Genomic DNA, 15,438 nt, shown 5'->3' with positions numbered 1-15,438 from the left:
AAAAATGAACAGAAACCATTTTTACTAGAGAAGTGTCTTTTCATGATACATTAAGATTAATTATCTTAAAAAAACAAGCCTGCTTCTGTAAAATATTTAGAATAAAATGATTTTTTAGTTCTACACTGATCCCCCAAAAATATTATGAAACAAAACTACTCAAACTTCCCTTTTTTTATAAATCAATTCAGGGTTTTATTTAAATCTAAATTGAATTTATTAACAAATAGAAAACTTTCTATTAATCTAATTTTCTTATTTTGCCTACTTTCTTTGCAGTTAAAGGCACAAACTTACTGTACTCCAGCTATTTCCAATACGGGTGTTTATATTAATAGTCTTCAGTTTAATTATGGTACGCCTTCTCAATCATATATTTCTAATGGAAATAGTGGTTACACAGCAACATTAGGTTCATCATCAGGTAATTTAAATCAATACCATTATTCTTCATTCTTTCATTCAATCAACAATTCAACTGGCAGTGCTAAGCAAGTTAATTTGAAAGGCTATGCCGATTGGAACAATGACGGGGATTTTGATGATCTTTTAGAGATTTTTCTTAATTATAATACAAGTGTACCTCCTAATTCCAGCAGTACTACAGGTGGTGGGATAGTTCCTGAATTAGCTGCTATACCTGGAAATATAAGAATTCGTTTTGTGTTAAAGGGTGGAACTGATACAGCAACAGCTTGCGGAACAGCCGAAGAGGTTGAAGACTATTATATGGTGGTTCAAGCTAATGTCGCGCCGGTTTTAAATACTTCTTTAACCAATACTTTGAGTTCTATCAAGTCAACAGATACTAATAATGAAGGTTTTTATATCAATGAATTGGTAGATATGAACGAGCCTACTGCACATTTGATTACCGATGCAGATGATCGTAATACTACTTTTCAAACTGCAGTTCCCAGAGGGATTGCTATTTACAATCAGACTGCGATAAATGGAACATGGCAATACAAAGTTGGATCGGGTAGTTGGGCTAATTTTGGATCAGTAAGTGCTTCAAATGCGCTTCACTTATTGGCTGATGCCAGCCTTACCCCTTATCAAAATAAAACAAAAATTAGATTTGTCCCAACTGGAGTTGGAACTCCAACTTTTGATTTTAGGGCTTGGGACGGTACAAATGGTTTAAATTATAATGGAACTTTTCATGTTATTAGTACTACAGGAGGAACTACTGCTTATAGTACAACTACAACATCTGCAAACCTGCCAGTACTTCTTGGCAGTGATTTTGATGGAACCAAGATGTATTTAGTCAATGATCATGCTGACCAACAATTATTTTCTGCCGACATAAATAGGACTACAGGAACCGTTACTCAACCAAATACCCTGCTATCTGGAAGTGATACTTATAAAGGGTTTGACATTGCTATTGATGAAACAAATGGCAAGATCTATTGGTCTAATGCTGATTATAGTAATGTTAGTTATTGTAATCTGGATGGGACTGGAGTTGGTACTATAGCTAATGCAGATGAGAGCGGTTTGACAGGGGTTGCCGTTGGAGGGAATAAGCTATATTATTCTGGTTATTCAGGTATTCAGGTTTCAAATCTTGATGGTAGTAGCAAAGCTGCTGTATCTTTTGATATGTTGGATTTATGCGACATTGGTGATATTGAATATGATAACGGTAAATTATATTTTGTTTATAATACATGTTCTGATTCTAAATATAAAGTAATTCAGTGTAATACAGATGGGACCGGTCTTACTGTTTTGTACACAACGTCTAATTATATAAAAGGGCTCAACGTAGTTAATGGGACGGCCTATTGGACGGAGAACAAATCCTCTACCAATGAAGGGTACTTATACAAAAAAGCAGTTTCATTAGGCAGTGGCGGCAGTGCAACATTAGTATTAAATGAACAAAAAACAGGATATAATGATGTTTTTGTTGATTCAAGTAATAGCTTTATTTATGTTTTAGATTATGATCCGGTTTTTAGCTCTGGACATACTGGTCTGAAAAGGATGTCGTTGACTGGTACTGGTATTACTAGATTGGGATATTATAAAATGAATGTATATTCGTTAGTTTTTAATAATTCTGTTCTTTCAAATTCTCCTGCTTTATCAACTACTTCACTTACCGGTTTTGACAATGTTTGTTTAAACACTACCTCTGCTCCTAATTCATTCACTATTTCAGGAACAGATTTAACAACAGCTAACATAACAGTTGGGGCTTTGTCTGGATATACATATAGTACAACCGCAGGGGGTACCTATACCAGCACGCTAAATCTTGTGCAATCAGGAGGAAGTTACTCACAGCCAATTTACGTGAAGTTTACACCAACTGCAGTGCAAACTTATAATGGAAATATAACCATCGGCGGTGGCGGAGCAACCTCCACTAACGTAGCTACTACCGGAAGTGGAATTGCTTGTGTATCGACTGTTACCACTTTAACAGTTTTGAATATTACCCCATCTGGAGCTACATTCAGTGGAGAAGTAAGTGCTGATGGTGGAGCGGCAGTAACTGAGCGCGGATTTGTATACGCTACCAGCACTAATCCAACCACTTCAAATACCAAAGTACAGGATGGAACAGGGACAGGTGCTTTTTCAGAAGTTATTACAGGACTTAATGCTTCTACTACTTATTATGTACGAGCCTATGCTATTAACAGTGTGGGAACCAGTTATGGCAATGAGGAGAGTTTTACCACTAGCAGCCCTCCTTGTGCAGGAACAATTACAATAGGAACAATAGCATCTGGTGCAGGATACGCCATTAACAATGGTGTTTTAACAACGGCAGGTGATGCAACAGTTCCTGCTTCAGTTATCCTTGATTATCTCCAGAATACAGGAAATCTTATTTTACAGTCTTGTAACGGAAATATTGTTTTAGCTACCAATATCAGCGGAGCACTTAGTACAGAAAGAACTCTTACTCTTAAAGCTACTGGGAATATTATGTTTAATACAGGAAGTTCTATAGTAGTTTCAGGGAAAGCTTTAAACACTGTTCTATGGTCAGATTCGGACAAGGATAAGGCTGGAGCTATTTATTTGAAACAGAGCGCTATCACTACAAATGGAGGACATTTATGGATAGGTGGAGGTACTCAAAGTGCCACTCCGTGGAATGGATTAACTGTCGGAGATGGTAGTGCTTATGCAAGTGCCATACACACCTTTACAATTGGAGCAAATACCAATAATTACAAAAATGGAATCACTTTTTTTAAATCATCGGTAAATACAGATGCGGGTAATTTAGCCGTTTCGGGTATCGCTGACGGAGTGAGTGGTGTCTCAAATGGCTATAATGGGGTTTATATGGAACAAAGCTCTTTAGTCTCAGGGTCAGGAAACATAGATTTAAAAGCCATCTCTACAGCTACGAATAATGATGGCAGCTGGCATTATGGATTGTTAATGGGAACGGTTGAGGACAATACAACAGCTACTATTGCAAGTACATCGGGTAAAATCACCATTCTTGGAGAAACAGACTTTAGTGAGCAAACTTATGGAGCTGGAGTAGGACTTTATTCCTTTGGAAATGCCAATAGCACAGTCATGATAAAAAATGTATCGGGAGCTATAGATATTAAGGGAAGATTAAAAAGTACTGGGTTTAATAATCAATATGGAGGGATTTTCTTATTTGGAGGAGGACAAGAACAAATCGTTTCTCAAACTGGAACGATTAATTTGGAGGGTACTTCCGCTAACTCAAATGTTGCAGGTATAAATCAGTGGCCTGGAAATACAAACAGTGCCATAGGTTTCGATGGTATAAATCCATTTAGTGGAGATATCACGTTTAATTCGAATACATTTATTAACTATGCTGGTGTCATCACTGCCAATAATCTCGAATTGTTGGGCTCGGGAGTTGTATATGATTTTTCTAATTCAGGAAATAATATAAACAGTTTAACCGCTGATACAGGTACAATCAAATATCTTGATAGTAATGCGCTTACGCTGGAAGATATAAATGCGACAGGCGAAATTGAGATTGCTACCAATGAGGGAAATTTGACATTGGCAGGAAATTTAACGACAACTTCTTCCTCTTTGAATGCCATAATTCTTAATGCAGGTAAAAGCAAGAATATTGGGGTAAAAACAGGTGGGGATATTCTTGTGTCTGGAACTCCAATAATTACTACTGGATCAAGTGGTATTGCCAAATTATTTAGTGGTTCAGAAGCAGGAAGCACCGGACTTACAGATTTAGTGGGAGATGCTTCAAATACCAGAATGGTAGTAGACGAAACTACAACAACATTTAACCCTGTTTTGGTTGCAGGAAATACTTACGCTTTGTACCGAGTTCAAACTAAAATTAATTTGACTGTAAATAGTCAGAATTTGGCTAAGTCAAAAACGTATAATGGTACTAATCTAGCTTCGGTTTCTAATATTGATTTATTAGGGATTCAATCAGGCGATGACGTCACAGTTACTGGAGAAGCTACCTATGATAATAAAATTGCAGGTACCAGCAAAACAATTACGGTGGTTTACACTATTGGAGGTACTGATGCTTCTAAATATACCGCACCAGAAAGTTTGGTTGTAAATGATGGGATTATCTTGAAAAAAGAATTGAATGTTTCTGGGCTAATTGCAGTCGATAAAGTTTACGATGCAACTAAGATAGCGACAGTGAGTGGTACAGTTAACTTAACAGGTATTGAAAATGGAGATATCGCTTCCTTAAATGGTACACCAACTTATACTTTTGCAGATGCAAACGTAGGTACAGGAATTTCCATCACTACTGCGGGATATATGTTAAGTGGCACTGATGCAGTTAACTATACAATTTTACAACCAACATTCACCGCTAATGTTACTGCCAGAACCTTGACGGTAACAGCAACGGCAACAGATAAAACTTACGACGGCAGTACTATGGCTACAGTAGCATTATCAGATGATAGAGTAAACGGAGACATACTATCAGTATCGAACACAACGGCTACTTTTAATAACAAGAATGTTGGAGTAGATAAAACGGTAAGTATCTTTGGTATCACCATCAGTGGCGCAGATGCAGCAAACTATACAGTCAATACGACCGCAACAACCACAGCAGATATTTTAGCTAAGCCAATTACAGTTACGGCTACTGCTTCTCAGAATAAAGTTTATGGTGTTGTTGATCCTGTTTTTGCTTATTCAGTTTCTCCAAGTTTAGTTGGTAGCGATTCGTTCACTGGAACGCTAACCAGAAATACTGGAGAGAATGTAGGAACTTATGCTATTACAGAAGGAAGTTTGAGTGCTGGATCTAATTATACTATTAGCTATGTAAGTAAAGATTTTACGATTACAGCTCAGCCAATTACCGTTAAGGCTACTGCTTCTCAAACAAAAGTGTATGGAACAACAGATCCAATTTTTACTTATTCAGTTTCACCAAGTTTAGTAGGAAGCGATACTTTTTCAGGAGCTTTAACAAGAGCTACAGGAGAGAATATAGGAACTTATGCTATTACACAAGGAAGTTTGAGTGCCGGATCTAATTATACTATCAGCTATGTAAGTAAAGATTTTACGATTACAGCTCAGCCAATTACCGTTACGGCTACAGCTTCTCAAACAAAAGTGTATGGAACAACAGATCCAATTTTTACTTATTCAGTTTCACCAAGTTTAGTAGGAAGCGATACTTTTTCAGGAGCTTTAACAAGAGCTACAGGAGAGAATATAGGGACTTATGCTATTACACAAGGAAGTTTGAGTGCCGGATCTAATTATACTATTAGCTATGTTAGTAAAGATTTTACTATTATAGCTAAGCCAATTACAGTTATGGCTACTGCTTTTCAAACAAAAGTGTACGGAACAACAGATCCAACTTTTACTTATACAGTTTCGCCAAGTTTAGTAGGAAGTGATACTTTTTCAGGAGCTTTAACAAGAGCTACAGGAGAGAATATAGGGACTTATGCTATTACACAAGGAAGTTTGAGTGCCGGATCTAATTATACTATTAGCTATGTCAGTAAAGATTTTACTATTATAGCTAAGCCAATTACCGTTACGGCTACTGCTTCTCAAACGAAAGTTTATGGTATTGTTAATCCTGTTTATAGTTATTCAGTTTCTCCAAGTTTAGTTGGTAGCGATTCGTTCACTGGAGTGCTAACGAGAAATGCTGGAGAAAATATAGGAACTTATGCTATTACAGAAGGAAGTTTGAGTGCCGGTTCTAATTATACTATTAGCTATGTAAGTAATGATTTTACTATTACAGCTAAGCCAATTACAGTTACGGCTACTGCTTCTCAGAATAAAGTTTATGGTGTTGTTGATCCTGTTTTTGCTTATTCAGTTTCACCAAGTTTAGTAGGAAGCGATACTTTTTCAGGAGCTTTAACAAGAGCTACAGGAGAGAATATAGGGACTTATGCTATTACACAAGGAAGTTTGAGTGCTGGATCTAATTATACTATTAGCTATGTAAGTAAAGATTTTACGATTACAGCTAAGCCAATTACAGTCACGGCTACTGCCTCTCAATCTAAAGTGTATGGTGTTGTTGATCCTGTTTATATTTATTCAGTTTCGCCAAGTTTAGTAGGAAGCGATACTTTTTCAGGAGCTTTAACAAGAGCTACAGGAGAGAATATAGGAACTTATGCTATTACACAAGGAAGTTTGAGTGCTGGATCTAATTATACTATTAGCTATGTTAGTAAAGATTTTACGATTACAGCTCAGCCAATTACCGTTACGGCTACTGCTTCTCAAACAAAAGTGTACGGAACAACAGATCCAATTTTTACTTATTCAGTTTCACCAAGTTTAGTTGGTAGCGATTCATTCACTGGAACTCTAACCAGAAATGCTGGAGAGAATATAGGAACTTATGCTATTACAGAAGGAAGTTTGAGTGCCGGATCTAATTATACTATTAGCTATGTCAGTAAAGATTTTACTATTACAGCTAAGCCAATTACCGTTACGGCTACTGCTTCTCAAACAAAAGTGTATGGAACAACAGATCCAATTTTTGCTTACACCGTTTCACCAAGTTTAGTTGGTGTCGATTTGTTCACTGGAATGCTAAGCAGAAATGCGGGAGAGAATGTAGGGACTTATGCTATTACACTAGGAAGTTTGAGTGCTGGTTCAAATTATACTATTAGCTATGTAAGTAAAGATTTTGGTATTACTGCCAAGCCAATTACTGTTTCGGCTAATTTCTCTCAAACAAAAGTGTATGGAACAATAGATCCAATTTTTAGTTATTCCGTTTCACCAAGTTTAGTAAATGGTGATGTGTTTACAGGATCTTTAATAAGAACTGTTGGGAATGATGTAGGTGTTTATGCTATTAATCAAGGTACTTTGAGTGCAGGCTTGAATTATACTATTACTTATGTAGGAACTGATTTTAGTATTACTAAAGCTGATCAGCTGATTACTTGGAATCAAGCTATAACATTAGGTTGTGATGGTCAGAATTCAGTATTGTTAAATGCTACATCTAATAGTGGTTTAGTTGTCAATTACACTTCTTCTAATAGTGATGTTGTAGCAGTTGTAAATGGTTCAGTAATTTCTAAAGACTACGGTTCAGCTTCTATTACTGCCTCACAAACGGGAAATAATAATTATAATGCAGCTCCATTAGTGGTATTGCCAGTAGTAAATAGTCAGCCAAATTTAATTAGAAAACAGTTTGAAGATATTATATTCTTTGACAATAGTTCTAAGAGTTTTAAATCATATACTTGGTATAAAAATGGTGTTTTAGTTCCAAGCCAAACGAATCAATATTTTAAAGAAAGCGGTGCTCTTAATGGGACTTATTATGCAGTGGCTACAAAATTGGACGGAACATTAATTACTAGCTGTCCATTAATTTTATCTCCAACAGTAGAAGAGGAATACATAAAAATTGTACCTAACCCTGTTAAACCGGATGCAACTTATGAGCTACTTACTAATGTATCGTCTTCTAGATTACAGAATGCACATGTTGAGGTTTTTAATATGATTGGTGTCTTGATGGAGAATAAAATAACTAGTCAAAATTCAGTGACTTTAAAAGCGCCAACTGTTGAGGGGATTTATATAGTTAGAATGACTCTAGCAAATGGTAAAATTTTCACCAAAAATCTTCTAGTTAAAAATTAAATAATCAAGAGTATGAAGTCCTCATTTTTTGTAAATGAGGACGGATTATTCTAATAACAAAAAATATACATATGAAATTTAATATTAAAAACATAATAGGAGTTATAGTCTTCCTAATTTCTCAGGGAATGGCTGCTCAGTTTTATATAGGTGCCCAAGCAGGCATTGGGAATATTCAAAGTGATGTTAAAGGAACTACTGCTGGTTATGCACTTGGAGGTGCCATAAAAGCGGGTTATATTTATTCCCTAACCCACCATATCGGCATTGGGGGTGGTGTAGAATTTTCTCAATACAAGCAAGATGTTTCTTTAAGTAATTCGTCGGTAACCTTAACTAATTATGAGATCGATCCTTCTACTTCTGCTTTTGAATACAGGATTACAGCAAGTAATTACAAAGAAAAGCAAAGCTTACATGCCATTCAAATTCCACTTTTTGTGCAGTACAAAACAAACATTAATAAAGGTGTAGATTTTAATTTTAGAGTAGGAGCTAAGTACTTTTTGCCTGTAAAATATAAAATAGAAGCAACAGCAAATAATGTAAATGGCACAGCTTATTATCCAGATGTTAATTTGACTATTGATAATTTACCGGAGTATGGTTTTGGAGGTCAAAGTAACTATTCGGCAACTGGCGAATACCAAACTAAGGGCATTGTGATGAGCATGCTTGAGTTAGGATTTACATTTGATATGGGTACTAAAAATTCATTGTATGCAGCTATGTTTCTTGAAAGTGGGTATGGATCTATCCTTGATCAAGATAAAAATGAGTCTTATATAGGTTATAATCCAACATCAGTTACAGATAGAAAGGCTAATGGATTGTATGGTACAGATAAAAATGCTGAAATTAAACCTGTTGCTTTTGGGGTAACATTAGGATGGAATTTTAAATAAATATATTTTTGTTGTTCATAAATTCCCTTTTTTTAGCACTAATTGACTATCTAAATTAAAAAATAAGATAGTCTTTGGACATGCTAACTTAGCCATCATGTAAATTCCAATGGCGTTGACCACCCAATTCCAATTTGAAATGACAACTGAATTCTATTAGGTGCTGTTCGTGAAAATAAATGATAATTTGTTGATTTTTAATAAACTGTTTTGTGTTTGAAATCGATTTTTTTAATGTTTTTTATGGGGCAATTAAAATTGGAATTGGGTGGTCAATATCACTGGAATTTGCAGTATTGCATTCATTGTAAAAGTGCAATTTATTTGTTTCTAAAAAAAACAGATAGCTAGCTTCAATTAATAGTCAAGATAAAGCTTGTAGAAAAACAAGGATACAGTTTAGTTTTGGAGGACAAACCAAATGTCCCAAGCTATTCAGCCCGATTGTGTTGTGGATTATAAGTTTAAATACAATTTTGAAAGCAATTCACAACTATTAGATAAATTCACTTTCTTTAACTTAGGTTGTGGATTATTAGCTAAATTACAATTTTTAAACTAATTCTCAACATATGTTGTAAAAATTATAGATTTTTGCAGTTGATGATTATTAGCTAAGGCACAATTTTGAAAGCAAATTACAAGGATTTGCTCCTGCTGTTTCGCACCGTTCTGGTTGGGAACCAGAGAGAGTTCGACATTCCTCAATTTGATGTCTGCTGACCTCGGATTACTGGCAGTTGTACTGAGAAGCTATGAAATGGTTGTACTTAGCTTTAAAATCATTGTATTATAATATTTTTAGAAATATTTTATAGTAACTTAGATTTGCTTCTTTTTTGATGATTTGGGTTGAAAACCTAAGTTTGCTGTGGTATACCAGGGAAGACAAATAAAAAAATGCCCCAAATAGTGTCTAACTTTTTGGGGCATGTTCATAGAGGGCTTCAAAGCGGTCATTTATTCTTTAGTTGACGCTATAGATACTTTTCTAAACTCTTTTAATAGTTTCTCTAGCTCTAGGGTAGATTTACGGGCTCTTGGTCCGGCTGCTTTAATTCCTTTCTCTATTAAAGATCCAGATTCTGTTTTGAATGTTTCAAATTCGGCATTGATTTTTTGGATTAAATCAGTCATGATAATACGATATTAAGTTAGAGCGCAAAACTAATAATTTTCGTTATAGTTTAATTAAGCTAAAGAATAAAATTACAAAGTAATTCTTACATGCTAGTCGGTTGCCGTCTCTTCTTTTAGGAGCTGAGCTATAAAATAGGAAGCAGGCATTTCAGCTCTTGCCTGAAAAGCATGGGCAAAACGCTGGATAGAGCTAAAGCCTATTTCATCGGCCAAGGCTTTCTGCTTATACTGTCGTAACTGCTTATTTTCCTGAAGCGCCTGAATCAGATAATCTATTTTCAGATCGTTGACATAAGTTACAAATTTTTTCTGACGGTAGTGGTACACAATCAGAGAAAGGTATTTGGTATTGGAATTAAAAGCAGCGGCTAGTTTCACTAGGGAAATGTCTTGCTCTAGGAATTTCTTATCCTCTTCCCATTTTTCCAGTTGTTTGATTAGTTCAGCTGCTACTGTTGGATTGATGTCGGCAATACCAATAGGCGGTATTTTGTTGGTTTCTTTTTTAGCTTCACTGCTTTTACCCATAAGCGCTTCAAACTTCTTTTTATACACGCTATTTTTTTTGTAGTGGCGATAGCTTATAAAAACTAATAGTAAGAATAGAAAGCTGATAATAGCTATAGAAAGGATTCTATGGTATTTCTCTGTATCCACCTTACGTTCTAATTTTTCTTTTTCAATCAAATAGCTTTTACTGTCATACTCTTTGTGCACTTTGGAAGCGAGGTAACGGTTGGTTTCATGCAGTAAATGCTCTGCTTTGAAGAACTGGTCTATATAATACAGATGTAGTTTGGGATCATGTTTTGCTTTATAATAATGAATCAATAATACATAGCTTTCCAGTAAATCCCTCCGCGTAAACTGCCTGCTGTTAAGAATCTGGTCCACTTTAGAAAAATAGGGGATGGCAGTTTGCTGGTTTTTAAGGTTCCAATAACTTTTGCCAATGTAAAAGTTAGCGACTGCCTCATTGGCAAAATCGTCGTTATTTTCTAAGACAGCGACTGTATTTTTCAGATAATCAATCGCCTGTTGGTAATTTTTGAGGAAATACTGATTGACTCCCTCCGAATGCCTAAAATAAGTACTCATTTCCGGGACAGCTCGCTTTTCGCTTTCTCTGATTCCTTCGGCATTAGTTTGGGAACACAGCCCATAATTCCCCAGCTTATTATAGGAAAGTCCCAACGAATGCAAGGAATTGAGGTAGGCTCTGTCATGGTTTTTTTTATAGTAGTTGATGCATTCTCGCAATAGAGCGATGGCTTCATCGTAAAAACTCAGGTAGTTTTTGAGCTGTGCCATGTTGTATTTTACTTTATATATGAGGTAGTGATCGTCTGTTTTGGCAATGTATTCGTTGGCAGTCAGATAGTTGTCTAAGGCCTCTTTGTGCTTTTTTTGAGCGAAAAAAACGATTCCTTTAGTTAAGAAAGCAGCCCCTATAGCGGCATCCTCTTTTGTCTTTTTTGCCGCATACAGCATGCTGTCGGCATAAATTAAACGCAGGACTGGGGGAGACTGATGCAATAGGTTTTGGTATCCATTTTGAAGTTCCCGCCAGTTTTTCTCCACTTTTGCTTTTTTGACATAACTAAACAAGTATAGGGCAGCTTTGGTACTGTCATTTCTAAACTGATAAATCCGGTCTTCCAAATAACGAAAATCTTTGTGCTGGATCGAATCCGGAATTTGGAACGAGGCGTTTTGCGACTGTAGCCAAAAGGGAACGAGTAGCACTAATCTAAAAAGCTGTTTCATAGGCGCATCAATTAAATTCGGGGATTGTTCTTTGTCTGGAAACAATCCTGTTGTTGCAAGAGCTACGTACTGAATACTTTCAGCCAAACCAACTTCAAAAATAAGATAATCTGTTGATAAATAACAATTTATTAACAGGAGAATAGTGTTGGATTTCGTGAAAATCCATAGTTGAAATTCAGAAAACCCACCACCATGTTGTTGCAAAGGTGTTTTAGATCCTATAGATTTGTTTCGAATTCAAAAGCAAAAAGTTTGGCATCGTGCTAAATTAAAGTTCTGCTTACCCGGGTAAATGAACGGAGAAATTTTTTCTCAGTCACATTTAAAACCAGTTATTATGAAAAATTTATTTTTAAGTATGCTTGTTATTTTTTTAGTAGTTGGCTGCTCTTCGGACGGAGATGGGGTAGCAGTTGAAGTTGATAAGAATATAGCTGCGGAAGCTACCATATCAAAACAATCGGGACCAGCTAATGCAGCCAATCCTTTTGATGCTATTGGAAAAAGATATGGTATCTGGCTTTCGGAGTACTATCAAAGCAAAGGGTATCCTAAGGGCATAGATGAGCTAAGGGCGCTGGTCAATTATTCTGGAGCAAAGTGGAAAGCACCCAATTTTGCGGGTAAAAGCAGCATCGTTATTACGGCAGAGGATATTAGTGTGATTGTCAGCAATCCTGAGGCTAGCGTTGCATCAGCGTTTGCTATGGGGACATTGGGAGACGAAGCTAAAACCAGTTTGCTAGGCTTATTTTTATGGCTGATTCAGGAGAAAGAAGCCGAGTACAAGCTATTGTATGATTTCATTGTTGCTTATGAAGCTGGAGTAATTGATTCTAGTACTTTAACAAGGCAGGAAGTAGAAACTATTTTAGGAATTACCTCAGTTACCCGATATGCGCTTGATGCAGAAGGAGAGCATAAGGATAGAGATTGGGAAATTTCTGTTGGAAATAAAAAAGTCAAATCAGGAGTATATCCTTTTCGAGCATCGCTTATTTCTGTAATTGCCCATTTGCCTTACTACTTATAATTGATACCTCTTTGTGCCTATAACTTATCTTTTTAGTGATGAAACTACGCTTCTTCTTTTTTTTAGTGTTGGTCATTTTTAATCTTATTAGCCTCTATTTCATTATAGATCTATTAAGTTATGATGAAATAGTTGGCTATTGGATTAGCGGGCGCAGGAAAAACACGAGCCCAAGGACGATGGGCTATGTATTGTTTATTGTGACCCTCTCCAATTTGTATTTTTTATCGTTGATTGCATTAGAAAAATCATATAAGAATGATTAGAAACGATTTAGTCTATGGTCTTCTTTTTTATTAGAAACGATTGAATTATGTTAAGGACTTTACTACATATTGATTTAAATGAACTAGCTGTACGCGGTTTGAGTGTTCAAATAGTAAAGAATTGTATACTAAAGAAAGACGGTCATGAAGCTTTTATGATTCGCAATACGACAGTGCTGCTTATAAAATCAGGCAGTTTAAGAATTCGTTGTCAGGATGTTTTTATAGAACTGTTTGCTCATGACTTGGTAGTGTTTTCTAAGGAGGCAGCTTTAGCTATTGTATCTATAGACCCTCAGCTGCAACTTTTCTCCCTTTCGTTCAGCAATGAGTTTGCGATTGAAAATTGTAATAGGCAGAGTCTTTTAGATGCTTTTTACTTTATCAGTGGTCAAAGCATTGGAAAGCTTAGTTTGGATTTAAAATGTTTTTTAGTGTTATCACTAATTTACAAGTTATTATATCAAGTAAATAAAGATAGCGAAGTTCGACAGCTAGCAACAGATTTGCAACGCATTAGTTTTAATCTGTTTTTATATGAGCTTCGCTGTGTTTATGGGCATTTTGCTAGTGATTACCATTTGAACTTTACAAGAAATGAAGATTTAACCATTCAATTTTTAAACATTGTAGCCATTCATTTTAAAGAGCAGCATAGGGTACAATTTTACGCAGGTGTTTTATATGTATCGGCCGGACATTTAAATAAGGTGGTTAAGCAAACTATCGGAAAATCGGTAAAAAAAATCCTTAACGAAGCTCTTGTTATGGAAGCAAAAACGGCTCTTGAAGATGCCCAAATTACCATCACGTTGTTAGCGGAAGAATTGGGATTTAGCTGTTGTTCCACTTTTTGCACTTTTTTCAAAAAGCATGCTGGGATCTCACCTAGGGTCTACCGTAAGCGTTTGAGCTAGTCCATTTATTCTTCTCCTATTTATTGTTTTTCACAACCAATACAACAATTCTATGATGCATACAAAATATCCCTTAGAATGGTTCGATTGTTTAATAGTGCAGGAACTTAACCCTAAGAACGATGAGCTACAATCCATATCGATTGAAGAAAGCAAGGAACTCGTAGCTCATATTGTAAAGGAATCCCGAAGAATTCAAATTCAAATCAAAGAAGAAATTTTTTCTATCCGAAAAAAGAGGCAGTTTCGCCATTTGGTTCGAAAATACCATTCCAGCTTTATTTATCTGCTGGATTGCATGATAGAGAATCAACAACATAAGTGTTTTAAAGAGCCTCATCTGCGCCATATTAGTACTACTATAGTTACTGTTTTGGAGGATTTACTGACGTTTGTAGAAAATCGTTTTTACAAGTACCTCAGTTTGGATGTTCGGGTTCCAATTACTTATCAGATGGTCTCTAAAAGAGAGTTATTATCAAAGCTAGACGAATTTAAGAATAATGCTTGCCAGTCTATAGATGTTGAAGAAGCTTTGCAACTTGTTATATCAAAGCTTTATCAAAAAGTGTTGTCAGAGCATACTAATAAAAGTACTTACAGAGAGATTGTTTATCGAAAGGAATTATTGAATGCCTTAGCGCATGCTTCCGAATCAATGGCAAAAAGCACTATGTATTCTGCAACAGACGAAGTATTGATTGGTCTTAATTTTAATTGCCAAGAATACAGCACTTATTTGAAGAATAAGATTCTTAGTCGGCTTAATCATTGCGGAACAGCAGGGGTAAGGATGCGAACTATTTTATGTTATTTTAAAGAATTTGGACAACTTTATTGCAAGCCCAAAAGGATGTTTGATGCTCAAGAGCCCCATTTGAAAGCAGTTTTAGAAAGCTGGTTTCAACATGAAATTCGCTATTTGGAAAAGCAAATAACTGCCAATGAAGAAACAGCTGCAGAGCAAGTTTCTAATCAATCCATAGGGTTAATTAAGTCCGATTATAAAATGGAATGTGATCTGTCTTGCGATCAGATCGCACTTATTTTGAGGGCTGCTGATGAGTCCCGCATTGTTAAAGCTCGTTCGATGAGTCAGGTATTTAAAAGTATTGTTCCTTATTTGTCTACCCCTTTCAAAAAAGAGCTCTCCTATCAATCCGTTCGAAGCAAGTCTTATAATGCGGAGGACAGAGATAAGGTTGTTGCCATTCGGACGCTAGAGAAGATGATTACTAAGATAAATGGTTATTAATTTCGGA

At 35.9% G+C, this 15,438-nt stretch carries 7 protein-coding genes; 5 read left to right on the top strand and 2 right to left on the bottom strand.

Annotated features, from left to right (window positions below; translation table 11 throughout):
• Positions 1–144: 144 nt before the first annotated feature.
• Positions 145–8,145, top strand: coding sequence for an MBG domain-containing protein (locus tag BUB25_RS12870; RefSeq protein WP_072945016.1), 8,001 nt, complete (start codon positions 145–147; stop codon positions 8,143–8,145).
• Between the two features lie 71 nt (positions 8,146–8,216).
• Entirely contained in the window at positions 8,217–9,050 is an 834-nt protein-coding gene (locus tag BUB25_RS12865; RefSeq protein WP_072945014.1) for an outer membrane beta-barrel protein, read from the top strand.
• Positions 9,051–10,010: 960 nt separating this feature from the next.
• On the opposite strand, the gene BUB25_RS12860 is transcribed toward BUB25_RS12865, so the two are convergent.
• Both BUB25_RS12860 and BUB25_RS12855 read right to left on the bottom strand, forming a co-directional pair.
• Entirely contained in the window at positions 10,011–10,187 is a 177-nt protein-coding gene (locus BUB25_RS12860; protein WP_072945012.1) for a histone H1, read from the bottom strand.
• A gap of 93 nt (positions 10,188–10,280) precedes the next feature.
• On the bottom strand, positions 10,281–12,044 hold the full coding sequence (locus BUB25_RS12855; protein WP_244533824.1) for a helix-turn-helix domain-containing protein: 1,764 nt from the start codon (positions 12,042–12,044) through the stop codon (positions 10,281–10,283).
• A gap of 253 nt (positions 12,045–12,297) precedes the next feature.
• On the opposite strand from BUB25_RS12855, the gene BUB25_RS12850 reads away from it, so the two are divergent.
• The 3 genes from BUB25_RS12850 to BUB25_RS12840 all read left to right on the top strand — a co-directional run bounded on the left by BUB25_RS12850 (position 12,298) and on the right by BUB25_RS12840 (position 15,431).
• Positions 12,298–12,993 (top strand): hypothetical protein, encoded by a 696-nt coding sequence (locus BUB25_RS12850; RefSeq protein ID WP_072945060.1) that lies wholly within the window; start codon positions 12,298–12,300, stop codon positions 12,991–12,993.
• A gap of 313 nt (positions 12,994–13,306) precedes the next feature.
• Positions 13,307–14,176: a helix-turn-helix domain-containing protein gene (locus tag BUB25_RS12845; protein ID WP_072945010.1), complete on the top strand. Its 870-nt coding sequence runs from the start codon at positions 13,307–13,309 to the stop codon at positions 14,174–14,176.
• A 52-nt stretch (positions 14,177–14,228) separates the two neighbouring features.
• Entirely contained in the window at positions 14,229–15,431 is a 1,203-nt protein-coding gene (locus BUB25_RS12840) for a hypothetical protein (RefSeq protein WP_072945008.1), read from the top strand.
• Positions 15,432–15,438: the final 7 nt, after the last annotated feature.

The sequence above is a fragment of the Flavobacterium granuli genome (assembly GCF_900129705.1).
GTDB lineage: Bacteria > Bacteroidota > Bacteroidia > Flavobacteriales > Flavobacteriaceae > Flavobacterium > Flavobacterium granuli.
This window is presented reverse-complemented; position numbering and strand designations above follow the sequence as displayed.